Source organism: Stenotrophomonas terrae (assembly GCF_039674165.1).
GTDB classification, from domain to species: domain Bacteria; phylum Pseudomonadota; class Gammaproteobacteria; order Xanthomonadales; family Xanthomonadaceae; genus Stenotrophomonas; species Stenotrophomonas terrae_A.
The window spans coordinates 106,215-129,303 of the sequence record NZ_JBDJMY010000005.1 but is presented as its reverse complement, the minus strand read 5'-3'; the positions used below and the strand labels follow the sequence as shown (position 1 = coordinate 129,303).

Below are 23,089 nucleotides of genomic sequence, written 5' to 3'. Positions count from 1 at the left end.
TACCTCATGTCCAGAAACCTCGTTGCTGTCGTTGTTTTCCTTGTTGGCCTGCTGGCCGTGTGCTGGATCGGCGTGGGCTATGCCGGCACCCATCCATTGGCTGCGGTGGTCGCCGCGATCATCGCCGCCTGCTATCTGGCCGGTGCCGTGGAGCTGTTCCGTTACCGCCAGGCCACCACCGGCTTGCAGCAGGCGCTGCCGTCGATCGGCGAGGCCGCGGACAACCTCGACGGCTGGCTCAGCCGCCTGCAGCCAAGCCTGCGCGGCCCGGTACGGCTGCGCGTGCAGGGCGAACGGGTCGGCCTGCCCGCCCCTGCGCTGACCCCTTATCTGGTCGGCCTGCTGGTGCTGCTGGGCATGCTCGGCACCCTGCTCGGCATGATGGCGACCCTGCGTGGCACCGGCCTGGCGCTGGAAAGCGCCACCGACCTGGATGCCATCCGCAGCTCGCTGGCGGCGCCGGTCAAGGGCCTGGGCTTCGCCTTCGGCACCTCGATTGCCGGCGTGGCCAGCTCGGCCGCGCTCGGCCTGCTGTCGGCCCTGCTGCGCCGCGAGCGCGCGCAGACCGTGCAGGAGCTGGACGCCGGCATCGCCAGTCAGCTGCGGGTGCATTCGCAGCGCTTCCAACGCGGTGAAACCTTCCGCCTGCTGCAGGAACAGAACGCGCTGATGCCGACCCTGGTCGAGCGCCTGCAGGCCATGATGGGCAGCCTGGAACAGCAGCACCAGGCCAACAACGAACGCCTGCAGGCCAGCCAGCAGGAATTCCATCAGCGCACCGAAGCGGCGTATACGCAGCTGGCAGCATCACTGCAGCAATCAATGCAGGCCGGTATCAGCCAGCAGGCCAATGCCGTGGGTGCCGCCCTGCAGCCGGTGGTGGATGCGACGATGGCCGGACTGGCGGACACGTCCAAGGCCCTGCACACCAGCATCGACACTGCCGTGCAGAAGCAGCTCGACGGCATCAACGTGGCAGTGCAAAGCGCCGCCGCAACCGCAGGCAACAGCTGGAACACCGCACTTGAGCAGCAGCAGCGCAGCAACAGCGCACTCACCGAGCAGCTGCAGCAGGCACTGGCCCAGTTCAGCAGCAACTTCGAACAACGCAGCAACGCCCTGATCGACGGCGTTGCCGTACGCATGGAAGACAGCGCCGCCCGCACCGCCGACGCCTGGCGCGACGCCCTGGCACAGCAGCACAGCGCACATGGCGAACTGGCCCAGCGCAATGAGCAGGCCTTGCTGGGCGCGTCGTCCGCATTCGAACAACAGGCACAGTCGCTGCTCAGCGCCCTGCAGCAATCGCATGAGCAGTTGCAGACGGCGTTCGCAGCGCGCGACGAACAGCGCCTTGGCCAGTGGTCGCAGAGTCTGTCGGCGATGGTCAACACGCTGGACAGCAGCTGGCAGCGCAATGGCGAAGCCGTCGCGCAACGCCAGCAGCAGATCTGCGACAGCCTGGCGCAGACCACGCAGACCATGAGCGAGCAGCAGCAGGCGCAGGCCCGCGACACCATCGCCGAAATCTCGCGGCTGGTGCAGAGCGCCTCGGAAGCACCGCGCGCCGCCGCCGTAGTGGTGGCCGAACTGCGCCAGAAGCTGTCCGACAGCATGGTCCGCGACACCGCCATGCTGGAAGAACGCAGCCATCTGTTGTCCACGCTGGAAACCCTGCTCGGCGCGGTTACCCATGCATCCACCGAACAGCGCAGCGCCATCGACGCACTGGTCAGCACCTCGGCCGATCTGCTCGAACGCGTCGGCAATCGCTTCAGCCACCAGCTCGAAAGCGAAACCAGCAGGCTCGACCACGCCGCCGCCAATGTCACCGCCAGCGCGGTGGAACTGGCCAGCCTGGGCGATGCCTTCGGCAGTGCGGTGCAGCTGTTTGGCCAGTCCACCGAAGCTTTGAACGAACGCCTGCAGCTGATTGAAGGCGCGCTGGACAAGTCGCTGGCCCGCAGCGATGAGCAGCTGGCCTACTACGTGGCCCAGGCGCGCGAAGTGGTGGACCTGAGCATGCTCTCGCAGAAGCAGATCATCGGCGAACTGCAGCAGCTGGCCGTCGCCCGCGACAACGCCGGAGCCTGAGCGCGATGAGCGACGAAATCGAATTCGACGCCGAATCCAGCGCCACCACATGGGCCGCGTTCGGCGACCTGATGTCGGTGTTGCTGGGCGCCTTCGTGCTGATATTGGCCAGTGTGATCGGCATCCAGCTGCTGCTGCACAACCGCCTGGATCAAGAGGTAAAACAGCGCCAGGAGCAGACCGCCAAGCTCAAGACGCTGGAGCAGGCACTGGCGGCACCGCTGGCCGCCGGCCGGGTGACAGTGATCAATGGCCGCATCGGCATCAGTGGCAGCGTGTTGTTCGCGCTCAACTCCGACCAGCTGCAGCCGGAAGGCCGCGAACTGCTGCAGAGCCTGGCCGCGCCGCTGCGTGAATATCTGGGCACGCGCGAAGAGATCCTGATGGTCAGCGGCTTCACCGACAACCAGCCGGTGCGCGTGGTCCATGGCCGCTTCGCCGACAACCTGGAGTTGTCGGCCGCACGTGCACTCACCGTCACCCGCACGCTGATCGCCGATGGCGTGCCGTCGCAGTCGGTATTCGCTGCCGCCTTCGGCGCCGAGCAGCCGGTCAGCAGCAACGATGACGAAGCTGGCCGAGCAAAAAACCGCCGCGTCGAGATCGCGCCGATTCCGCGCCCGAAGCAGGACGGCAAGGCCGATGCCGCGCAATGATGCCCGCTGATCCGGCAACGCTGGCGCAGTTGCAGGCATGGCGCGAAAGCGACGCTGATCGTGTTGACCTGGCACGTTTCGAGCTGATCGCAGCACTTGCGCAACGCGCACAACGCTATACCGGCAGCGCGCGCGAGCAGCTTGATGCGCGCCTGTCGCAGCTGATGGGTGCTTATGCGCAACTTGTCGCGGTGGAAGCTCCGCTGCCCGTAGCCGGGGACGCAGTGGAAAGCCCGCTGCAATCGCTGCTACTGCAGCTGACGGCCGATCCACTGCAGTACCAACTGCCATTGGCCACATCCAGCCCAGCGGCCGGCGACGCCGACAGTGCTGACAGCAACGAGGCAGCGCTGATGCCGGCGCTGGATGAATTCCAGCAGCTATGGAGCCGCATCCGCATCGACAGCCTGCTCCGCCAGTGCCTGGATTCACTGCCCGAAGATGCCGGCCCGCTGCACTCCAGCGTGCTTACCTATCGCGCGATGGCACTGATGCAGGAGATCTCACCGGAGTACCTGCAGCACTTCATCGCCTATGTGGATGTGCTCACCTGGATGGAACCGGTCAGCGGTACCGATACCGTGGTGGAACCCACGCGCGCGGCCAGCAAACGCAAGGCCAGCCGCAAGAAGGCGTGAGCGAACAAACTGCAGCTCACACTGGGCACCCAAAGAGCCCTTCGATGTCACAAGTAACAACCCAGAAAAAAGGCGCGGATATCTGCGCCTTTGTCGTTTGGCTTTTTGTGGGAGCGGCGTAAGCCGCGAAGCCGCTGCTTCGCCAGATGGCATAGCTGCCCTGGGCTTCAACAATGTCAGCTTCGCGGCTTACACCGCTCCCACAAACAACTACCGGCCCTGAGCAAATCGCGAAGCTGGTACGTCACCAGCTTCGCGGCCCGGCTAACGCAACTACGCTTGGAAAACAGAAACCCGACTCTGCCCCCGACGTTGCTTACTGCAGCGCCGCGGTATCCACCAGCACCAGCTCGGCGTCTTCCAAGGCAGTGATGCGGATGCTGGTTTCGCCATTGATGGCGGCGCCATCGCGGGCCTCCAGCAGCACGCCATTGACCTCGACCTTGCCGGTGTTCGGCACCAGGTAGCCGTAGCGGTTGGCATCGCTGAAGTGGTACTCGGTGCTCTCGCCGGCCTTCAGCGTGGCGCCCAGCACGCGGGCGTTGGCACGGATCGGCAATGCATCCTCGTCACCCTGCATGCCACTGGCCAAGGCGATGAAGCGGCCCGAGCGCTCACCCTTGGGGAAAGGCTTGGTGCCCCAGGACGGCTTGCCACCGCGCTGGTCGGGGAAGATCCAGATCTGGAAGATGCGGGTGATGCCCGGCTCCAGGTTGTACTCGGCGTGGCGGACGCCGGTGCCGGCACTCATCACCTGCACATCGCCGGCTTCGGTACGGCCCTGGTTGCCCTGGTCGTCCTTGTGGCTGATGGCGCCTTCGCGCACGTAGGTGATGATCTCCATCTCCGCATGCGGATGCGGCGGGAAGCCGGTGCCGGGCTGGATGGTGTCGTCGTTCCAGACCCGCATCGCGCCCCAGTTCATGCGCTTGTTGTCCTGGTACTCGGCAAACGAGAAATGGTGCTTGGCATCCAGCCAACCGTGATTGGCTCCACCGAGGTTGGCAAATGGGCGACGTTCAATCATGGCGTTCTCCTGCAAGCGGGTGGGGATTCGATGGGGCCCAGTCTAGGCCTGGCTGCCGATGCAGAGAATAGAAAGTATGGAAAGTCATTCTTTCCATATGTGACATGATTAAACCCCTGCCCCGCGAGCTGACGCCATGAACCGCCTGCCTGATCTGGAAGCCTGGGCCATCTTCGCCAAGGTCGCCGAAGCCGGCTCGTTCGCCCGCGCGGCCGAGGAGCTGCAGCTGTCGCAGGCCACCGTGTCCAAGGCCATCACCCGGCTGGAGACACGCATCGGCACCAGCCTGTTCCACCGCACTTCGCGGCGCATGTCGCTGACCTCCGCCGGTGAGGCCGCCCTGGAGCGGGCTGCGCGCATCCTCGACGAGGGCGAGGCGGTGGAGGCCGAAGTGGCTGACCGTTCGGCCGCGCTGCGTGGCTTGATCCGGCTGGCGGCGCCGATGTCGTTTGGCGTATCGCGGCTGGCACCATTGCTGCCGGCCTTCATGCAGTCGCATCCGGACGTGGAGTTGGATATCCAGCTCAGCGATCAGATGGTCGATCTGGTGGCCGAGCGCTTCGACATGGCATTGCGCATCTCCACCCTGGCCGACTCCAGCCTGCGCGCGCGCCAGCTATGCCAGGTACGGATTCTGCTGGTCGCGTCACCTGCCTACTTTGAAGCGCACGGTCGGCCTACGCATCCGCGTGATCTGGCCCAGCATCGCGGCTTCCAGTACAGCTACACCCGCAGCGGCAACACCTGGCGTTTCCGCCACCCGCGCCATGGCGAGTTCGCGCAGACCGTGCCGCGCCAGCTGCAGGCCAATAACGCCGAAATATTCGATGCCGCTTTGCAGGCGGGGCTGGGCCTGGCCCTGCAGCCGGAGTTCCTGGTCTGGGAGCAACTGCGCGATGGCCGCCTGCAGACCGCGATGGACGACTGGAAGGTGGAGCCGTTGGCACTGAGCATCATCACCCCGCCCGGCCTGCACCGGCCGGCGCGGGTGCAGGCCTTGATCGACTACCTGGCACAGCGGCTGGAGCAGGAGCCCTGGGCGGCGCGCTGAGCGTTTCTCAACGCGGCAGCGTCGTCGGATAGGCCAGCATCACCACCAGGTCCTCGTCGCCGATCTGCTGCAGGGCGTGGCTGCTGCCACTGCGGGTGAGCAGCGCATGACCTGGCCCTACTTCGTACTGCGTTCCATCGAGCACGTACAGGCCGCGTCCGCTGACGATGTAGTAGATCTCGTCCTTGTGCTGCGGATGCAGGCCTATGCCGGCGCCTTTGTGCAGCACGCGCTTGCGCATCACGAATGGCAGATCGCTTACGTCGGCGAAGAACGAGTAGGCCGTGGTCGGGCCGGCGCCGCCATGCGGGCCAGGTTGCGCGCGGCCGATATCCTGCTCGCGGATCACCTGCGAGCCATGTGGGTTGCCTGCATCCTGCTTGGGCGCCGCAACTGCCGGTGCTGCCGCGCTTGGCGTAGAAACAGCGGTGCCCTGCCCCGCGTTGATCGCACCGCAGTCGATATCACGCTTCAGGTTCGCCTTCATCTGCGGCGCGAGCTCGACCCAGCTCCGCATCACCTGGCAGGCCACCGCAGTGGCGCCGGCAACGCTGAAGTGCGTGCCATCGGCCTTGTTCTGTTCGGGGACGAACATGAAGTAAGGCTTTGCGCCCTGCTCACCCAGCGCGCGTATCCATGCCATTGAGCTTGCGTTGAGATCGATCAGCTGCACGTTCTGTTCTTTCGCCACCTGCTTCATCGCCTGCGTGTAGCGGCCATGTGTATCCAGCAGCGCACCGAAGTCGTACAGCAAGCGGGCGACGGGGGTGATCAGGATAGGCGTTGCGTCTTTCGCACGCGCTGCAGCGATGTAGCGCGAGAGGAATTGTGGGTAGTCGCTGTCCGGGTCGGTGTAACGCGTCGGGTCTTCGCGCTTGGCATCGTTGTGGCCGAACTGGATCAGCAATACATCGCCTGCTTGCAGTTGCTTTTCGATTGCAGCAAGACGCCCTTCGTTGATGAAGCTGCGGGTACTGCGGCCACCAACGGCATGGTTGCGAACCTGCCATTGGCCTTCATCCAACCAACTTTGCAGCGTCTGGCCCCAGCCGGCTTGTGGCGCGCGTTCTGGGCCGTAGCTGGCTGCGGTGGAGTCTGCAGCTATGAAGATGCGGTGGGTGGGCTCGTTGGCTTGGGCGCTGGCAAAGAAAGCGCTGAGGAGGATGAGACAAATCGCTGGAGTCTTCATGCTTTGCTTTGTGCCTTTAAGCCCCTCTCCCCTTGCGGGGTGAGAGGGGACGGTTGACGGACCGAAGGTTCGTGGACCCTTGAACGCCCTTGCGCCGGCGCAAGGGCTGGGGCGCGGAGCGGGGGTTGGGGAGAGGGGTAGCGATCGAAGATCGCTGGCTTGATGAGCTCCAGCACCGAGAAGCACGCGTGCTTCGCACGCCTCCCCTCTTCCGCCCTTCGGGCACCTTCTCCCGCAAGGGGAGAAGGGCTGGAGTCTTGCTTCACGGAGCAGCCGTAGGCCAAAGCCCGGTCGCCCACAAACAACAAAGGCGCCCGCAGGCGCCCTTGTCTGCCCGCGAGGGCGCTACTGCATGCCAGGACTTACTTGCCCAGCACGCTCTTCACGTAGGCGACGATGTTCTGGTCCTGCGCGTTGTCGAAGAACGCCTTCTGGAAGCGCTCGCCACCGACGGCCTGCTTGACCAGTTCCTGGTCGATGGACTTCAGGCCTTCGACGAAGTCCTTCGAAGCGCCCTGCTTTACCTGCGCCAGGATGCCGGCATTGGCCATCTGCGATTCCTTGCGCTCGGCCGGGTAACCCTGACCGCGCTCACCGGCAAACGCCTTTTCGAAGATGTAACGGATGTTGATTTCCGCGCCCCAGCCGAAGCCCTTGGCGAACGGCAGTGCCAGCGCGTTGCCGCTGTTGACCTGGGCGAACAGGAAGGCGTCGGTCGGCTCGATGCAGTAGCCGCAGTACACGCCCGGCCATGCATTGAGCGACATCATCGCGCCCTGCCCGGTGCCGCAGCCGGCCACCACGAAATCCACGGCCTTGGCATTGAGCAGCAGCGCGGCGCAGATGCCCAGATGGATGTAGGTCAGGCGGTGATCGTTGTCACCGTCCATGCCGACGTTGTACACGTCGTGGCCCTGTGCGGCGGCGACGGTGTTGAGCTGTTCCAGCACCACCGGGTTCTTGGCGGCCTGGCTGAACTCCTGCATCAATGCGATTTTCATTGCGTGACTCTCATTTATAGGGGGAAACGGTGTTGTTGATGGGGTGGAAGCTGAAGCAAAAGCTTCCCCTCATCCGCCCCTTCGGGGCACCTTCTCCCGCAGGCGGGAGAAGGGAAATCTGTGCTGCTCGCGGCTGCTGGCTGCCGCCGCTCGCTGCTGCTTTGATCATTGCCTTTGCTTTTGCTTCAGCTGTTGCATTGGTCGTTGCTTTGGCTTTGGCTATTGCTTTGGCTTTTTGCTTTGGCTTTTTGCTTTGGCTTTTTGCTTTGGCTTTTTGCTTTGGCTTTTTGCTTTGGCTGTTGCGTTGGCTGTTGCTTTGGCTGTTGCTTTGGCTGTTGCTTTGGCTGTTGCGTTGGCCGTTGCTTTGGCCGTTGCGTTGGCTGTTGCTTTGGCTGTTGCATTCCCCTCTCCCGCATGCGGGAGAGGGGTAGGGGTGAGGGCGCTTCTAGCCTTTCAGTTCTTCAGCTTTCGCTTCCTGATTTCTGGCCTTTCAGCTTCCGCATCACCACCTTCAATCCTCAGCGCGCCAACCAACCGCCATCCACTGGAATGATCGCGCCGTTGACGTAATCCGAGGCGCTCGACGCCAGGAATACCGCCGTGCCGCCCAGATCTTCCGGCTTGCCCCAGCGGCCGGCCGGGATGCGGTCCAGGATCGCCTTGTTGCGGTCTTCGTCGGCACGCAGCTGGGCGGTGTTGTCGGTGGCCATGTAACCCGGGGCGATGGCGTTGATGGTCACGCCCTTGCCTGCCCATTCATTGGCCAGCAGCCGGGTGATGCCGGCAATGCCGCTCTTGGAGGCGGTATACGAAGGCACCCGCACGCCGCCCTGGAAGGACAGCATCGAGGCGATGTTGATGATCTTGCCGCTGCCCTGGGCGATGAACTGCTTGCCCGCGGCCTGGCTCATGAAGAAGGCGGACTTGATGTTGACGTTCATCACGTCGTCCCAGTCCTTCTCGCTGAAATCCACCGCGTCGGCGCGACGGATCAGGCCGGCGTTGTTGACCAGGATGTCGATGCGGCCCAGGCCGGCGATGGTTTCGGCAACCACGCGCTCAACCGGCTCGATGCTGATCAGGTTGGCTTCGATGTTGAGGAAGCGGCGGCCCAGCGCGCGCACCTTGTCGGCGGTCTCGTCGGCCGGGACGATGCCGGCGCCGGCAATATCGGCACCGGCGGCGGCCAGCGCCAACGCGATGCCCTGGCCCAGGCCGGTATTGGCACCGGTTACCAGGGCGACCTTGCCTTCGAGACTGAATGGATTCGTCATGCTGTTCCTCTCCCAGAGCGGTAGTTCGATGGTGCTGCCGGCGGCGGGCGCCGTAGCGGGGCGATGGCTCCGGGGTAGGCCCGGTCAGCGCATCTGTCCAGTGGCCCGCTGGTGCATTTGGCGGGCCTGCCAGACGATTCTAGCCAATTATGGAAACCGGTGTCATTTTGCACTGCAAAATAAGCGATTCCCTTTGAAAAACAAAAACTTGGGGTGCTCAGTCCTGCGGCGGCTGGCAGGAATCGCGCACGATCAGATGCGGGCGTACGCTGGCCATCGGCATGGCGTTCTTGCCCTCCGGCTGGATCAGCATCGCGGCCGCTGTACGCCCGGTGTCACGGGTATTGCGCCGCACCGAGGTCAACGACGGCCACAGCCGTGAGGCCAGCGGGCTGTCGTCGTAACCGACCACCGACAACTCGCGTGGAATGCTGATGCCGGCGCGCATGGCGACCTTGTAGACGCCGGCGGCCATTTCATCGTTACCGGTGAAGATGGCGGTCGGGCGCTGCTTGCCCAGCAGCAGCTTCTCGGCGGCGGCCACACCGGATTCGAAGGTGTAACCGGCCTCGATGATGCGTGCCGGCGGTAGCTCGATGCCACGCCGTTCCAGCGCTTCGATGAAACCGGCAGTACGCTCATGCGCCGAACGGTAAGCAGTCGGGCCGGTGATAAGGGCGATATCGCGGTGGCCCAGTGACAGCAGGTAGTCGGCCGCTTCGGCAGCGCCGTCGCGGTCATGGGTGATCACCATCTGCGAGGTTTCATCCAGCGGCAGCGCGGCGATACGGGTGAAGCGGCAGCCGATTTCATCCAGCATGTCGGCCAGCGCCTGGTCTTCGGACGCACGCGGCACCAGGATCACGCCGTGCAGCTTCTGCTGCTGCACGAAGCGCTTCACGCCCTCGATATAGCCGGGGCTGCGGGTGTCGCAGGGGTGCACCACCAGCTCGAAGGTGGAGCCGCGCAGCGCGTCCAAAGCACCGTTCTGCATGTCCACCACGTATTGCGCGGTGGGGTTGTCGTAAACCATGCCGATCAGGAACGAGCGCCGGAACGCCAGGCCACGCGCCAGCGGATCGGGCGTGTAGCCGACTTCGCGCATCAACGCTTCCACCTTGTCGCGGGTGTCTTTGCGCACCAGCGGCGAGTTGTTGATGATCCTCGAGACGGTTTTCTTGGAAACACCCGACAACCGCGCGATGTCGTTGATGGTGGCGGGCCGCCCCAGTGACTGGGGCGTAGCGGCGACGTCGGCTTTCTTGCGCAAGGGGATGTCCTTGAAACCGTTCAATACATTCATTCTATCGGGCCGCGCTCAATCCAATGCGCGGTAGCGGAACTGGCGGAAATGCACCTTGCCGTTGCCGCCAGCGTAGATGGCCGGCTTCAGCGCAAGGAATTTCCCCGCCACATTGTGATGGTAGCCGGAGACTTCCATCTGAACAGGATACTTCTGCCAGCTGCTGCCGTCCTTGGAACTGTGGATGGTGAGGATATGGCGGTTGTTGGTCACCCGCAGCCACAGCTTGCCGCCGGTGGCGCTGGGCTGGGGCCGGGTGGGGCGTTCCTCGCCATAGCGGTGCAGGATGAACTGTTCGCCATTGCTGCCGACACCGGCATACAGGCGGTCGCTGTAGAACAGCAGCGCGCCACCGAACGCACCCGGCTCGATGTCCATTTCCACCTCGAACTCATAGGCCACGTCGCCGGCGATGGCGGTCAGCGGTGAGCTGTCGCGCGGGGTCGTACCCTTGCCCTGCAGGGTCATGCCGTCCTGGTCGAAGGACAGCCGCTGGTATTCGTCGCGGGCCGGGTTGAAGAACGACCACTGCGGGCCGAGCTTGCCGCCCTTGAAGTCGTCGGACAGCGCCATGCCATGCGGTACGGCCTCACCGGAGGGCTTGGCCAGCGGCGTACCAAGATCGCCGCCCTTGGCGACGAACCAGCCATCGGCGGTCCACTCGATCGGCTCCAGCAGCATCTGCCGGCCCAGCGTCCAGTAACCGTTCTCGTAGCCGTGGTACATCATCCAGCCGCGTCCGTCGGTGCCTTCGATGAGCGTGGCATGGCCGCGTGACCACCACGGTTCATCGCGGTTGACGGTGCGGGTGATGGGGTTGTTCGGCGCGTTTTCCCACGGCCCGTGGATTGAACGCGAGCGTGCGGTGATGACCATGTGCCCGGTCGGCGGGCCGGCGGTGCCGCCGACGGCGGTGGTCATGTAGTACCAGCCATTGCGCTGGCTGATCTTAGGGCCTTCCTGGGCATAGGACTCCACGTCCCAGCTTGCCGGGTAACGCCAACCGTCATACACATGCTTGGGCTTGCCGACCACGCTCAGGCCGTCATCGCTGATCTGCACGTAATCGCCGCCGGACAGGAACAGGTAGCGCTTCCCGTCTTCGCCGACAGCATGCCCGGGGTCGATGTAGCCGGACAGGCCGATGTCGATCGGCTCACTCCACGGGCCCTTGATGTCATCAGCCCAGACCACGAAGTTGCTGCGCGACTCGCCGGTGCGTGCCGGGAAGTAGATGAAGTAGCGGCCCTGGTGTTTGATGATGTCCGGTGCCCAGATCGCGCCGACGTTGCTGGTGATGGCATGGCCCAGCGGCTGCCAGTTCACCAGGTCGCGCGAGTGCCAGATCGGCAGGCCGGGATAGGCGTCGAACGAGGACAGGGTGAGGTAGTAATCGTCGCCGTCCTTGAGCACCGACGGATCCGGGTGATCGCCGGCCAGCACCGGGTTGAGGAAGCTGCCATTGCCCAGGTCGGCCATGCGCTGCTGCTCGATGCCGCGTTTTGGGGTGGTCTGTGCATCGGCGAAGGCCGGCGCGGCCGCGAGCAGGCAAGCGGTAGCCAGCGCGGCCAGGGTACGGGTCACGTTCATCGTCATCTCCAGTTTGAAGGCGCGGCGCACAGGCCTACGCCAAAGCACAACCGCAGGCAGGCGCGAACCTGCCTGCAGCGTGCATGCATCAGCTACGCAGCAGGGCCGGCAGCCACAACGACAGTTCGGGGAAGAAGGTCACGATCAGCAACACCACCAACCCCGCCATCCAGAACGGCCAGATGGTCTTCATGCTTTCGCCCACGCTGATCTTGCCGATGGCGGTGCCGATGAACAGTACCGAGCCCACTGGCGGCGTCACCAGGCCAAGTCCACCGGTCAGCACCAGCACCAGGCCGAAGTGGATCGGGTCGATGCCATAAGCCTTGGCCACCGGCAGGAAGATCGGCGTGCAGATCAGGATCATCGGCGCCAGGTCCATGAAGGTGCCCAGCAACAGCAGCATCACCACGATCATCAGCAGCACCATGTACTTGCTGTGCGCGAACGACTGCAGGAAGTCCACCGCCGCTGCAGGCACCTGCAGGTAGGCCAGCAACCAACCGAACACGGCGGCGGTGGCGATCACGAACAGGATCACACCGGTGCTGCGCGCCGCATGGATCACCGTTTCGAAGAACTCCTTGATGCGCAGCTGGCGGTACAGCACGGTGGTCACCAGCAAGGCGTAGACCACGGCGATGGCAGCCGATTCCACCGCGGTGAAGATGCCGGCGCGGATACCGAAGAAGATCAGGCCGACCAGGCCAAGGCCGGGCAGGGCGGCAACCAAGCGCAGCAGCACCGCGCGCCAGCCCGGGAAGGCTTCCACGCCGTAGCCGCGACGACGCGCAACCACGTAACCGGTGACCATCAGCACCACGGTCATCAACAGCGCCGGCACGATACCTGCGGCGAACAGATCGGCGATGGACAGGCCACCACCGGCTGCAGCCGAGAACAGGATCAGGTTATGCGAAGGCGGCACCAGCAGCGCCACCAGCGCGGCGGTGATGCTGACGTTTACCGCGAAATCACGGTCGTAGCCACGCTTGACCATCTGCGGAATCATCGTGCCGCCGACTGCCGATACGTCGGCAATCGCCGAACCCGAGACGCCGCCGAAGAACAGCGAAGACAGGATCGAAACCTGGCCCAGGCCACCGCGCATGCGCCCGACCAACGACGACGCAAGGGAAATCAAACGCTCGGAAATACCGCCGCGCATCATGATTTCACCGGCAAAGATGAAAAGCGGAATGGCGATCAGCGAGGCCGAACCGGTACCGGCGGAGATCTGCTGCACCAATACGATGCTGGGAATATCCAGATACAGCAGGGTGGCCAGCGCAGCCGCAGCCAAGGCATAGGCCACCGGCACGCCGATCAACAGCAGCACGCCGAACACGAGGAAAAGAATAGCGATACCCATGACTCAGCGGTCCCCTTCAGCAGCGTTGGCAGCGGTGCCGGCGCCTGCGCGCAGCGACAACAGCAGGCGATTGAGTGCGAACACCGCCATCAGCGCACCACCGATGCTCAGCGGCAGGTAATTCACGCTCTGCGGCAGGTTGGCGCCGGCGGTCTTGATGTGCAGGCCATCCAGCCACAGCACCCAGCCCCAACGGGCCAGGAAGCCGCCGATGGTGGCGACGATCAGCGGCACCAGCGCATCGATGAAGCGCTTGACCAGCGGATGCATCTGCTCGGCCAACAGGAAGAAACCAAAGTGGCGATTGGTATACACACCGGCCGCCGCGCCCATGCTCATCGTGGTGCTCAGCAACAGCAGCGTCACCGGCTCGGTCCAGCTCGGCGAATCGTTGATCACATAGCGGGCGAAGACCTGCCAGCCCTGCACCACCACCAGCCCGAGCAGGGCGGCGACGGCGATGTAGATGACCACATCGGCAACCTTCTCCAGCACGCGCTGGAATCCTGCCGGGGCCGTTTGTACGTTGGAATCAGACATCGGTACGGCCCCCTCAGGCGAAGTCGCGGATGCGACGGTGCAGCGCGGCGATATCGGTTTGCTGCAGGTAGTCACGCAGCAACGGTGCGGACGCCGCGTGGAACGCCGGCATGTCTACTGCGTTGGACTTCACCCCGGACGCCAGCACCGCTTCGCGGGCCTTGTCTTCGGACGCATCCCAGGCCGTGCGCATCACCTGCACTGACTGCCGCGCCAGCTCGATCACCAGGCGGCGATCGGACGGGGACAATGCGTCCAGGCTGCGGCGGGACATCAGCAGGATGTCCGGCGCATACGAATGCTGGCTTTCGGACCAGTAATGCGCGGCCTCGAAATGACGGCTGGAGTGGAAGCTGCGCATATTGTTTTCGGCGCCGTCGATCATGTGCGTCTCCATGCCGGAGAACGTGTCGCCCAGCGACATCGGCGTGGGGTTGGCACCGAACAGACGCATCAGCTGCAGGAAGATGTCCGAGCTGGCCACGCGCAGCTTCAAGCCGTGCAGGTCCTTGGGCTCCACAATCGGATGCTTGGTGTTGTAGAAGCTGCGCGCGCCGGAGTCATAGACGGCCAGGCCGACCAGTTCGCGGCTTTCAAAGCCCTGCAGAACCGCATCGGCGATGCCACCATCCAGCGCGCGGCGCATATGCGCCACCGAGTCGAACACATACGGCAGGCACAGCGCGCGGGTCAGCGGGAATGCGTTGTTGAGTGCGCCGGAATAGACGCGGGTGATGTCGATGGCGCCGAAGCGGGCCATGTCGATCGCCTCGGACTCGCGGCCGAGCTGGCCGGAGTGGAACTGGTTCAAGCCCAAGCGGCCACCGGTTTCGCGGCGCAGCTGTTCACCGATCCACTTCACCGCGGTGACGGTCGGGTAGTCGGCCACGTGTACATCGGTGGCGGTCAGCAGCTGGCTGCCGCCAGCTGCACCCTTGTTGCCTGCAGAACAGGCGGCAAGTGCCGGTGCGGCCAATGCCCCCATGCCGGTTTTGAGAAAGCCTCTTCGAGTGACCATAGCGCCCTCCAACGCGTTGCTACCGTGGCTGCCGGGATTACCCGGCCGGCACAGCCTTGCAGGAAATGTCGCCGTAACCGGCGAAGCGAATCAATGCCTGTTGGCCCACGCTGATGTCGTGGATGCCGGTGGCATTGCCGGTAGCGATCAGCTCGCCCTTCTTCAGCGGCCGGCCGCGCTTGGCCGAACGCGACAGCGCGAAGGCATAGGCCGCGCGCAGGCCGCCGGGCAGGGTGGTAGCGCCACCGGTGCCGACCACCACGCCGTCGATCTCGGTCTGCGCACGCAGTTCCGGCTCATCGCAGCGGGTCCAGTTCGGCACTTCGCCGCCCAGTACCAAGCCGTTGTTGTTGCCGAAATCGGACACCACCACGCGCGGGCCCAGCACGTTGATGGTCTTGAGCGGGCTGCTGGCCACTTCCACACCGATGAACAGGCGCGCCGGCAGCGCTTCGGCTTCTTCCGGGGTCCAGTCCAGCTTGTCGGCCGGTGCATCGGCCAGCAGTTCCAGCACGTATTCGGCCTCTACCGCAGCAAAGCCACCGGCGGCCGCAAATACCGGGATCTCCACGATGCTACCGGTAGCATTCCAGAGATTACGTTTGAAAATCGGCCCCAGAAGACGATCGTCGCCGGAGTTGTCGCGGCGTTCGGCGGCGATATAGCCCACTTTCCAACCAACCACGCTGTCGTCCCAGCGACCAATCGCCAGATCCTGCACCTGATAGGCGGTGACCAGGTCCTCCGGGATTGCACCCGGGAAATCCGGAAGCGAACGGCCGTCGCGGCGTGCTTCCACAAAAGTGCGGGCAATCTCGTCCAGCGCGGCGCTTGCCTGCTGCTGGCTGCCTTGGTCGTTGCTCAAGTGCGTCTCCTGGTGACTTTGCTGCACTGCCCATCGACAGTGCCGTGACTGGCTGTATAAGGTAAACCGGTGTCATCTGACAATGTGCAGTGCACCAGAAGCTGTACCCCGCCATCGCCACCTGTCCTGTTCCGGCCCTTATGATTCGACTGAAACCTCTGCGCCAGCTGGCTTTCGCCGCCCTCATCGCATTTCTTCCGACGGCCGCGATGGCCGCTACCGGGAGTGAACCCGCGGAGGGTTCCGCCGAACGCATCGCGCTGTGGCCGCAAGGTATGGCACCGGGGGACAAAGCACTGCCGCAGGCGCAGCGCATCGTCGAGCGCAGCGGTGACCCAGCATTGCCGGACCGCTATATCGAGCATGTCAGCGCGCCTTACCTGGTCGCGTACCGCCCGGCCAAGCCCAATGGCAGCGCGCTGCTGGTGATCCCCGGCGGCGGCTATCAACGGGTGGTGCTGGACAAGGAAGGCACGGCATTGGTGCCTGCCTTGGTGGAGCAGGGGGGAGTGACCCTGTTCGTATTGCGCTACCGGCTACCCGGCGAAGGCCGCGCCAATCGCGAAGCGGCGCTGGCCGATGCGCAGCGTGCACTGCGGCTTATCCGCCACCGCGCCACGGAATGGGGCCTGGACCCGCAGCGTGTCGGCACGATGGGTTTCTCGGCCGGCGGACATCTCGCCGCGCGTCTGGGCAATGGCTTTGACCGCAATGTTTACCCGCACAGCGACGTGATCGATGACCAAAGCGCGCGCCCGGATTTCCAGCTGCTGATGTACCCGGTCATCACCATGCGCGGCAACGACGTGCATGCAGGCTCGCGGCAACGACTGCTGGGCAGCACGCCCAGCGACGCACTGCTGCAGCAGTACTCGATGCAGCTGCACGTCCGCGCCGATACACCGCCAACCTTCCTGCTGCATGCCGCCGATGACGAGGTGGTGCCGGTAGGCAACAGCCTGCAGTTCTACGACAGCCTGCGCAGTGCCGGCATCAGCAGTGAAATGCACCTGTTTCCACACGGCGGCCACGGCTTCGGCACACGCGGCACAGTGGGCCTCACAACAGCGGCATGGCCACAACTGGCGCTGAGCTGGATGGCATCGCAACCGCCAACCCAACCGAAGCCCAGCCTTTAAAGCCCCTCTCCCATCGGGAGAGGGGTTGGGGAGAGGGCGAAGCGCGCCCAATCCCGCCATCCCAGGACACAACCATGCCCCAACACCCAAACAACCCGGCCCGCCGCAGCTTCCTCCAGCAAACCACTCTGCTGGCCGCAGCAACCGGCTTGAGCACCCTCGGCAACAACAGCTGGGCCAGCACCGGCACGAGCCCGATCGCCCGCGTCCGCAGCGGCCGCCTCGCCGGGCAGACCGAAAGCGGCGTGCACGTCTTCCGTGGAATCCCCTACGGCGCCGACACCGCCCCACGCCGCTTCCAGTCAGCACTTCCGGAACAGCCCTGGCGCGGCGTACGTGATGTCCTCGACTACGCCGCAGCCGCGCCGCAGACCGGCAGCGAAGGCCCGGGCAGCGAAGACTGCCTCTACCTCAACGTGTGGACACCGGCACTGCGCGACGGCGGCAAGCGGCCGATCCTGTTCTATATCCACGGCGGTGCCTACAACAACGGCTCCGGCAGCGACCCGCTGTATGACGGCGGCAACCTGTGCCGACGCGGCGACGTGGTGGTGGTGACGGTCAATCACCGGCTCAACCTGTTCGGCTATCTCTACCTGGCCCAGCTCGGCGACGACCGCTTTGCCGACTCCGGCAATGTCGGCCAGCTTGATCTGGTCCAGGCGCTGCAGTGGCTGCGCCAGCATGCAGCCGAGTTGGGCGGCGATGCCGACAATGTCACCGTATTCGGCCAATCCGGCGGCGGTGCCAAGATCGCCACGCTGATGGCGATGCCGGCGGCAAAAGGCCTTTTCCATCGCGCCTGGACGATGAGCGGCCAGCAGGCCACCGCCGCTGGCCCACGCGCGGCCACCCAGCGCGCGCAGCTGGTGCTGGAGCACTTCAAGACCGATGCCGATGCATTGCGGCGCATGCCGATGCAGCAATTGCTGGAAGCGGTGAAGGTGCGCGATCCCTCGCGCGTGGAGAACAGCAGCCTGTATGTCGGCCCGGTGCTGGACGCGCGCAACCTGCCGGTGCATCCGTTCTGGCCGCAGGCAGCGCAGCAATCGGCGGCGATCCCGATGGTGATCGGCAATACCCATGACGAAACCCGCGCCTTCCTCGGCAACGATCCGAAGAATTTCGAACTGAGCTGGGAGGAATTGCCGGCCAAGCTAGAGGCGCAGCAATACGTGGATCTGTTGCCGTCGGTGGTGATCGCTGAATACCGCCGGCTATACCCGCGATATTCGCCGTCGGAGGTGTTCTTCGCCGCCACCACCGCAGGTCGCTCCTGGCGCGGCGCAGTGGAAGAACTGGAAGCACGCGCGCGACAGGGCGCACCGACCTGGGCCTTTCAGCTGGACGGTTATGACCGTGATGGCGATGCCGCCAAGCTGCGCGCCTTCCATACCCTGGATATCCCGCTGGTGTTCCACAACAACGCCCAGCCCGGTTCACGCACCGGCAGCGGTGCGGCGATGCAGCAGCTGTCAGACACGATGAGCGATGCACTGCTGGCCTTCGCCCGCCACGGCGACCCCAACCATGCCGGGCTGCCGCACTGGCAGCAGTACGGGCTGGAGCGCCGGCAGACAATGCTGTTCGATACCCCGAGCCGACAGATGGATGATCCGCGTGGTGGCGAGCGCCGGCTCTATCAGCAGGCGCCCTTCATCCAACGCGGCACGTTCTGAACAGGCGCGCAGATAGTTTCAACGGAATCTTTACCTGCCTTGCCTAGACTGCGGCAATGACATTGCATTCGCCGCATCCCGAGTTTGCCGGACGCCAGCGCTTGTTGGATGGCATTGATGCCGCCCTGCAGGCGAGCGACACCCAAGGCGCCGTTGCCCGGATCCAACACGTACTGGAGCAGGCCATCAACGATCCGCAGATCGTGCTGCCAGCCTGTGTACACGCACCGCTGCACGGCCACTACGCGCGCCGCGAGATCTACCGCAGCCCGCAGCATGGCTACAGCATCATCGCCATGACCTGGGGGCCGGGGCAGGGCACGCCGCTGCATGACCACGACGGCCTGTGGTGCGTGGAAGGCGTATGGCAGGGCACGCTGGAGATCACCCCCTACCGGATGCTGGAACGTGATGGCGAGCGCTACCGGTTCGCCCCGCGTGACTGCCTGCAGGGCTGTAAGGGCAGTGCGGGCAATCTGATTCCGCCCGATGAGTTTCATACACTGCGCAACAGCGATGCCGAGCGGATAGCGATATCCGTGCACGTTTATCAGCGGGTGATGGAGCGCAGCCACGTATTCCAGCCGATTGACGATGGCCCGCGCTGGTATGCGCGTGAGTGCAGGGAATTGGGGTTGGATGCGTAATCGGCGCGCTGGGTTTTGTGGGAGCGGCGTGAGCCGACAAAGCAACCAACGCCTGTAGTGCCGAGCCATGCTCGGCAGAGGCTTTCCCGGTAACGCCACCTGCCGAGCATGGCTCGGCACTACCGCAAGCAAAGCCCCTCTCCCGAGGGGAGAGGCGCTCGAGCAATCACCGCAAGGGCAGCCGGTTGTTGAGCTTCGTAACCTCAGCCCCGTCCCCGTCCAAGCCAACCCGCACGCTCGCCCCCTCACGCTTGAACCCAGCCGGCAACACCAACTCCACCGTCGCCGTGCGCGGCACAAGATCCAACGGTGCCTCCAAGGCAGGCACCGCAACCCGCGCAACCTCACGGCCACGGGCATCCTCCAGCACCGCATAACCGGCGCCGGTTCCCACATGCCCCAGGCTGTGCACGGTCAGCAGCACACGCTCACCGTCGATCTTCAGGTCACCGCGACCAATGCCCAGGTCGGCGCGCGTCTCCACTGGCGTACCCGCTGTCACCAGCTCGAACTCGAATACCTGGTTCTGCTTCGGCGCAAAGCGCAGCTGCGTACTGGCGCTCTTCTCAAGCAGCACCTCGCGCACCTCCGCCTTGCCGTCGATCACATCATCACCATCGCGATCCACACCGCTACGCACACGCCAGGTACCGGCGGCGATGTTCCAGCCGGTCATGGTCGCATCCAGCGGCGTGTCGCTCAGGTTGTAGGCAATCACCTTGAAGTACTCACGTGACGGCGCATGCACCAGCAAGGCCACCTGCTCAGCGCCATCAGGCTGGGCAAACTGCCAGCTGACGGTATGACCCGGCCAGCTCTGGTTGCGCTTCAGGCCGATGCCGCCCAGACGCAGGCGCTGCAGGAACTCACTCGGAGCCTCGACGCGGTCACTCCACCAATGGCCTTCGGTGTTCATGTACTCGCGCTGCGCCTTGGCCTGGATGCCGTCGGCATGCAGTGCTTCCAGATACTTCTTGTCGCCGGTCTGCTGCCAGGCGCTGATCGCGGCGAAACCGCTGCCGCCTTTGTCTGCATCAGCAACCAACTGTTTGCCCCAGTCCTGCTGCCTGCCCAGTACATCGACGTAGTTCTCGCCAAGATTGGACAGCACGCCCGGCCCGCCACGCACCACGCGATAGTCCAGCGCCTGCAGGTACTTCGCATCGCCACTCCAACGCCACGCGGCCCAGAACGTATGCATCACATCGCCGCTACCCGACCCCTGGTTCAACTCGCCACCACGGGTCTTGCCGGTGGCCCAGTTGATTTCGTTGGGCAGGGTGAAGCGGCCCTTGTCGTCTTTGTACGCGTGGGCCAGATAGCCGTCAGCCAAGCCTGTAACCAACTTGCGGCCGGTGGGATCGGCGTTGTATTCGCCGATCAGGAAGGCCGGGTGCAGCGCCGGGAACGAGTATGGCTTTTGCCACTGCCAGTTCGGCTCGCGGTAAACCTTGTTGCCGCCAAACCAGTTGCTGGAGAACAGCAGGTTGCCTTGCGGGTTACGCAGGATGATGCGCTCGTCGAAAGCCTTCACCGTTTCCATCAGGCGCTCGACGGTGAGCGGATCGCCCCAGTTGAGGTAGAGCATCGCGCTGTTGGCGTTGATGCCTTCCTCGTAAGCGTGCAGCTCGTCGGTCTCGATGGTGCTCAGGCCGTTGGAGAACATGCCGTTCTTGTAAACAGCGTCCGACAGCGCGGTCAGCGAGGTGTTCAGCCGCTCCGGCTCAACCCCCATCAATGCCAGCCCTGGCCACTGCTGGACCAGATCCGAGTCATCGGAAATGCCGCCGCCGAAATCGCCGTAAGGCACCTGGCGATTTTCTATCCACCAGTCAACGAAGCGACGCACGTACTTCAGGTCTTCCACCTGGCGGAATGCCCACAGCGTTACGCCCTTGGGCGGCTGCGGCTGCGCGAACGGCGGCTTGCCCTGGCTGTTGTAGCTGATGTAGTTCCAGTAAAGACGGCCAAGTTCATGGTCGGGATCAACCCGCAGCAGATCACTCAAGTCGGCATAGACGCGCGCGTACAGACGCTGGCGCTTGGAAGTGGTGTGTTCCTCGACCAGGAAGCCCCAATTGTCACGCACCTGGTTGAAGCGATCGGCGACGTGCTGCTTGACTGCCTCCTGGCGGTCCTTGAATACCAGCCGCACTTCGCCACCGTCCAGCGATGCGGCGTTGAAGCCCGGTGCCGCCGAGGCCACCGAGATCCACAGACTGTCGGCGGTGAGGATGCGGTCGCGCAGATCCAGCCACAGCGTGCGCGCCTGGCCCGGCTTCACCGACACCGAGACGTCGATCATGTCGCGCGCCGGCCAGATCGGATCCTTGATGCGAATGTTCAGCGGAATCACGCCGTCGTGCGTGGCGGGCAGATCCAGGGCCGGGATATCAATGGCCACACCATCCAGGCCGTCATGCATGTTCTCCCAGCTGTGCGCCCAACTGCGGATCAGTGGCTGCGCGGCCGGTGCATCACCCACGCCGGACGGAACCAGCACATGCACGATCGGCATCGGCTTGGCCGGCAGGCTGTCGGCGCCGCGCTTGCGCGAACCCGCGCCCTTGGGCAAGGCCATCACCGTGCTGCGCTCGTCCGGCGCGAAGCGACCGTCGATGTAGTCACGCAGGCTTGCGATGTTGATGTAGTCCGGCAGCACGCTGCTGTCGATCTGGTAGCGCTGCTTTACCGTGCCTTCCGGCTCGGCGGCTTCGCTGACCTGATAGCCCCAGATCTCCTGGATCGGCGTTTCCTGCGCGGTGTTGTGGAAGTGCAGCGTGCCGCCAACCTGATCGGCGAAGCTGTCGACACTGCGCACCACGCCCTGCGGCCGGTTGAACAAGCTGCCCGCCGTACCTTTCAGCTCACCATAGGCGGCGCCGCGGATCTCGATGCGGTTGATGGTTTCGCCTGCCGGAACCGTCAGATCTAGTTGCTGGCCACCTTCAACATAGGTGTTCCAATCCGGCAGCTGCATGTAGTCATTGCGGCCGGGCAGGCGCGAGCGGTTGTAGACGCCCGGCCAGGTGGTTTCGGCGATGCCGTCGGTGCCTTTCCACATCCACTGCAGCTTGTCTTTTACATCGGCGAACTCGACCTTGCGGATCGATGTCGTCGCCGCGCTCAATGCCGGTGGTGGCGTGCCTTCCCAGCCATAACGGTGCCACCAGGCGCGCTGTGAAGCGGTTGCGGTTTCGGCACTGCGTGGCTCGGCATTGCGTGCAAGTGCGGCAACACCGGCGCCATCAAGCATGCGGTCGTAGACACGGATCTCGTCGAAGTCGCTGCCGCGCAGGAAGTTGTAGCGGCTCTGCACCTGGTACGGCGCCATCACCCGGCCGGCGAGGCCGAGCTGGTCCAGGGCGGCATCGTAATCGCCGGTGGCCACCGCCTGCGCAACCTCGCGGCCATCGACGAACAGCTTGACGCCCTTGTCCTCGTCCCAGGCGAATGCGATGTGCTGCCATTGCTCCGGGCTTGGGTTCTTGTCGAGCTTGAACGAGACGCGGGTGCGGGCCAGATTGGCATCGGTGACGAAGGCATCGAAGCCATGACCGTTCCAGTCGATGCGCAGCCAGGCCATGTCCCAGCTGCTGTGGTCGGCATAACCGACGCGGAAGATCACAAACGGGGTTTCGCCCACCGCGTAACGCGAGCGCCAGAAAAAGGACAGCGTGCCGCGTTCGGCCTGGATATTGCCCGGCGCGTTCCACGACAGCACGCCATCGTCCTGCCACTGGATGGCGCGGCCATGCGCGCCGTCCTCGACAAGGCTGACCTTGTCCTGGAAGTTGGGGGTGGCATCGCCTTGCGCGCTGTCGGCAATGAAGCCCTTGTCCGCCGATACGCGGAACAGCAGCTCGGGGGATTGCGCTGCAACGCTCAACGGTGCCAACAGCAGGCCCAGCACGCAGGCGAGGTGGGTGGGGCGCAACATGGTTTTCTGGTTCATCGTCTAGCTCATTCCAAATCGGTTGACTGCTTTGCTTTAGCCCCTCTCCCT

19 protein-coding genes are annotated in these 23,089 nt (G+C 64.4%); 8 read left to right on the top strand and 11 right to left on the bottom strand.

Going from position 1 to position 23,089, the window contains the following annotated elements:
- The first annotated feature begins 6 nt into the window (after positions 1 to 6).
- From ABE493_RS03885 to ABE493_RS03875, 3 genes are read left to right on the top strand one after another with little or no spacing between them, the layout of a single operon-like run.
- Positions 7 to 2,094: a DUF802 domain-containing protein gene (locus ABE493_RS03885; RefSeq protein WP_346497463.1), complete on the top strand. Its 2,088-nt coding sequence runs from the start codon at positions 7 to 9 to the stop codon at positions 2,092 to 2,094.
- 5 nt (positions 2,095 to 2,099) lie between these two features.
- Entirely contained in the window at positions 2,100 to 2,750 is a 651-nt protein-coding gene (locus ABE493_RS03880) for an OmpA family protein (RefSeq protein ID WP_346497461.1), read from the top strand.
- A complete protein-coding gene (locus ABE493_RS03875; protein ID WP_346497459.1) occupies positions 2,747 to 3,388 on the top strand; it encodes a DUF2894 domain-containing protein in 642 nt (213 codons plus the stop codon). Before ABE493_RS03880 ends, ABE493_RS03875 begins: the two co-directional genes overlap by 4 nt.
- A gap of 316 nt (positions 3,389 to 3,704) precedes the next feature.
- Here ABE493_RS03875 and ABE493_RS03870 read toward each other — a convergent pair whose 3' ends face one another.
- Positions 3,705 to 4,415 (bottom strand): pirin family protein, encoded by a 711-nt coding sequence (locus ABE493_RS03870; protein ID WP_346497457.1) that lies wholly within the window; start codon positions 4,413 to 4,415, stop codon positions 3,705 to 3,707.
- Positions 4,416 to 4,551: 136 nt separating this feature from the next.
- On the opposite strand from ABE493_RS03870, the gene ABE493_RS03865 reads away from it, so the two are divergent.
- Complete coding sequence (locus ABE493_RS03865; protein ID WP_346497455.1) at positions 4,552 to 5,466, top strand: LysR family transcriptional regulator; 915 nt, start codon at positions 4,552 to 4,554, stop codon at positions 5,464 to 5,466.
- A gap of 7 nt (positions 5,467 to 5,473) precedes the next feature.
- Here the strand turns inward: ABE493_RS03865 and ABE493_RS03860 are convergent, their stop codons facing one another.
- Together ABE493_RS03860 and ABE493_RS03855 are read right to left on the bottom strand one after the other, a co-directional pair.
- Positions 5,474 to 6,655, bottom strand: a complete 1,182-nt coding sequence (locus ABE493_RS03860; RefSeq protein ID WP_346497453.1) for a GDSL-type esterase/lipase family protein — start codon at positions 6,653 to 6,655, stop codon at positions 5,474 to 5,476.
- Between the two features lie 362 nt (positions 6,656 to 7,017).
- A complete protein-coding gene (locus tag ABE493_RS03855) occupies positions 7,018 to 7,656 on the bottom strand; it encodes an RpiB/LacA/LacB family sugar-phosphate isomerase (protein ID WP_057630411.1) in 639 nt (212 codons plus the stop codon).
- Positions 7,657 to 7,694: 38 nt separating this feature from the next.
- Between ABE493_RS03855 and ABE493_RS03850 the strand changes: the two genes are divergently transcribed.
- Entirely contained in the window at positions 7,695 to 8,087 is a 393-nt protein-coding gene (locus ABE493_RS03850) for a hypothetical protein (protein ID WP_346497450.1), read from the top strand.
- A gap of 87 nt (positions 8,088 to 8,174) precedes the next feature.
- Here the strand turns inward: ABE493_RS03850 and kduD are convergent, their stop codons facing one another.
- The 7 genes from kduD to ABE493_RS03815 all read right to left on the bottom strand — a co-directional run bounded on the left by kduD (position 8,175) and on the right by ABE493_RS03815 (position 15,618).
- On the bottom strand, positions 8,175 to 8,930 hold the full coding sequence (gene kduD / locus ABE493_RS03845) for a 2-dehydro-3-deoxy-D-gluconate 5-dehydrogenase KduD (protein WP_346497448.1): 756 nt from the start codon (positions 8,928 to 8,930) through the stop codon (positions 8,175 to 8,177).
- A 217-nt stretch (positions 8,931 to 9,147) separates the two neighbouring features.
- Positions 9,148 to 10,233 (bottom strand): LacI family DNA-binding transcriptional regulator, encoded by a 1,086-nt coding sequence (locus ABE493_RS03840; protein ID WP_082746654.1) that lies wholly within the window; start codon positions 10,231 to 10,233, stop codon positions 9,148 to 9,150.
- 15 nt (positions 10,234 to 10,248) lie between these two features.
- Complete coding sequence (locus tag ABE493_RS03835; protein WP_430980708.1) at positions 10,249 to 11,823, bottom strand: family 43 glycosylhydrolase; 1,575 nt, start codon at positions 11,821 to 11,823, stop codon at positions 10,249 to 10,251.
- Between the two features lie 88 nt (positions 11,824 to 11,911).
- The gene (locus tag ABE493_RS03830; RefSeq protein ID WP_346497446.1) at positions 11,912 to 13,195 is read right to left on the bottom strand and encodes a TRAP transporter large permease; all 1,284 of its coding nucleotides are present in this window, start codon (positions 13,193 to 13,195) and stop codon (positions 11,912 to 11,914) included.
- A gap of 3 nt (positions 13,196 to 13,198) precedes the next feature.
- A complete protein-coding gene (locus ABE493_RS03825) occupies positions 13,199 to 13,735 on the bottom strand; it encodes a TRAP transporter small permease (RefSeq protein ID WP_346497444.1) in 537 nt (178 codons plus the stop codon).
- 13 nt (positions 13,736 to 13,748) lie between these two features.
- On the bottom strand, positions 13,749 to 14,753 hold the full coding sequence (locus ABE493_RS03820; protein ID WP_346497442.1) for a TRAP transporter substrate-binding protein: 1,005 nt from the start codon (positions 14,751 to 14,753) through the stop codon (positions 13,749 to 13,751).
- Between the two features lie 37 nt (positions 14,754 to 14,790).
- Positions 14,791 to 15,618 (bottom strand): 2-keto-4-pentenoate hydratase, encoded by an 828-nt coding sequence (locus ABE493_RS03815; RefSeq protein WP_346497440.1) that lies wholly within the window; start codon positions 15,616 to 15,618, stop codon positions 14,791 to 14,793.
- 140 nt (positions 15,619 to 15,758) lie between these two features.
- On the opposite strand from ABE493_RS03815, the gene ABE493_RS03810 reads away from it, so the two are divergent.
- The 3 genes from ABE493_RS03810 (at position 15,759) to ABE493_RS03800 (ending at position 19,083) form a co-directional block, all read left to right on the top strand.
- Complete coding sequence (locus ABE493_RS03810; RefSeq protein ID WP_430980707.1) at positions 15,759 to 16,757, top strand: alpha/beta hydrolase; 999 nt, start codon at positions 15,759 to 15,761, stop codon at positions 16,755 to 16,757.
- A 74-nt stretch (positions 16,758 to 16,831) separates the two neighbouring features.
- On the top strand, positions 16,832 to 18,436 hold the full coding sequence (locus tag ABE493_RS03805) for a carboxylesterase/lipase family protein (protein ID WP_346497436.1): 1,605 nt from the start codon (positions 16,832 to 16,834) through the stop codon (positions 18,434 to 18,436).
- Between the two features lie 56 nt (positions 18,437 to 18,492).
- The gene (locus ABE493_RS03800; RefSeq protein WP_346497434.1) at positions 18,493 to 19,083 is read left to right on the top strand and encodes a cysteine dioxygenase family protein; all 591 of its coding nucleotides are present in this window, start codon (positions 18,493 to 18,495) and stop codon (positions 19,081 to 19,083) included.
- A gap of 166 nt (positions 19,084 to 19,249) precedes the next feature.
- Here ABE493_RS03800 and ABE493_RS03795 read toward each other — a convergent pair whose 3' ends face one another.
- Positions 19,250 to 23,023 (bottom strand): LamG-like jellyroll fold domain-containing protein, encoded by a 3,774-nt coding sequence (locus ABE493_RS03795; protein WP_346497494.1) that lies wholly within the window; start codon positions 23,021 to 23,023, stop codon positions 19,250 to 19,252.
- Positions 23,024 to 23,089: the final 66 nt, after the last annotated feature.

Coding starts and splice junctions, on each gene's coding strand:
- ABE493_RS03820 (WP_346497442.1), bottom strand. CDS start 14,753: ATGGTCACTCGAAGAGGCTTTCTCAAAACCGGCATGGGGGCATTGGCC.
- ABE493_RS03870 (WP_346497457.1), bottom strand. CDS start 4,415: ATGATTGAACGTCGCCCATTTGCCAACCTCGGTGGAGCCAATCACGGT.
- ABE493_RS03805 (WP_346497436.1), top strand. CDS start 16,832: ATGCCCCAACACCCAAACAACCCGGCCCGCCGCAGCTTCCTCCAGCAA.
- ABE493_RS03850 (WP_346497450.1), top strand. CDS start 7,695: ATGGGGTGGAAGCTGAAGCAAAAGCTTCCCCTCATCCGCCCCTTCGGG.
- ABE493_RS03825 (WP_346497444.1), bottom strand. CDS start 13,735: ATGTCTGATTCCAACGTACAAACGGCCCCGGCAGGATTCCAGCGCGTG.
- ABE493_RS03810 (WP_430980707.1), top strand. CDS start 15,759: ATGATTCGACTGAAACCTCTGCGCCAGCTGGCTTTCGCCGCCCTCATC.
- ABE493_RS03885 (WP_346497463.1), top strand. CDS start 7: ATGTCCAGAAACCTCGTTGCTGTCGTTGTTTTCCTTGTTGGCCTGCTG.
- ABE493_RS03880 (WP_346497461.1), top strand. CDS start 2,100: ATGAGCGACGAAATCGAATTCGACGCCGAATCCAGCGCCACCACATGG.
- ABE493_RS03860 (WP_346497453.1), bottom strand. CDS start 6,655: ATGAAGACTCCAGCGATTTGTCTCATCCTCCTCAGCGCTTTCTTTGCC.
- ABE493_RS03830 (WP_346497446.1), bottom strand. CDS start 13,195: ATGGGTATCGCTATTCTTTTCCTCGTGTTCGGCGTGCTGCTGTTGATC.
- ABE493_RS03840 (WP_082746654.1), bottom strand. CDS start 10,233: ATGAATGTATTGAACGGTTTCAAGGACATCCCCTTGCGCAAGAAAGCC.
- ABE493_RS03795 (WP_346497494.1), bottom strand. CDS start 23,023: ATGTTGCGCCCCACCCACCTCGCCTGCGTGCTGGGCCTGCTGTTGGCA.
- ABE493_RS03875 (WP_346497459.1), top strand. CDS start 2,747: ATGATGCCCGCTGATCCGGCAACGCTGGCGCAGTTGCAGGCATGGCGC.
- ABE493_RS03855 (WP_057630411.1), bottom strand. CDS start 7,656: ATGAAAATCGCATTGATGCAGGAGTTCAGCCAGGCCGCCAAGAACCCG.
- kduD (WP_346497448.1), bottom strand. CDS start 8,930: ATGACGAATCCATTCAGTCTCGAAGGCAAGGTCGCCCTGGTAACCGGT.
- ABE493_RS03865 (WP_346497455.1), top strand. CDS start 4,552: ATGAACCGCCTGCCTGATCTGGAAGCCTGGGCCATCTTCGCCAAGGTC.
- ABE493_RS03800 (WP_346497434.1), top strand. CDS start 18,493: ATGACATTGCATTCGCCGCATCCCGAGTTTGCCGGACGCCAGCGCTTG.
- ABE493_RS03835 (WP_430980708.1), bottom strand. CDS start 11,823: ATGAACGTGACCCGTACCCTGGCCGCGCTGGCTACCGCTTGCCTGCTC.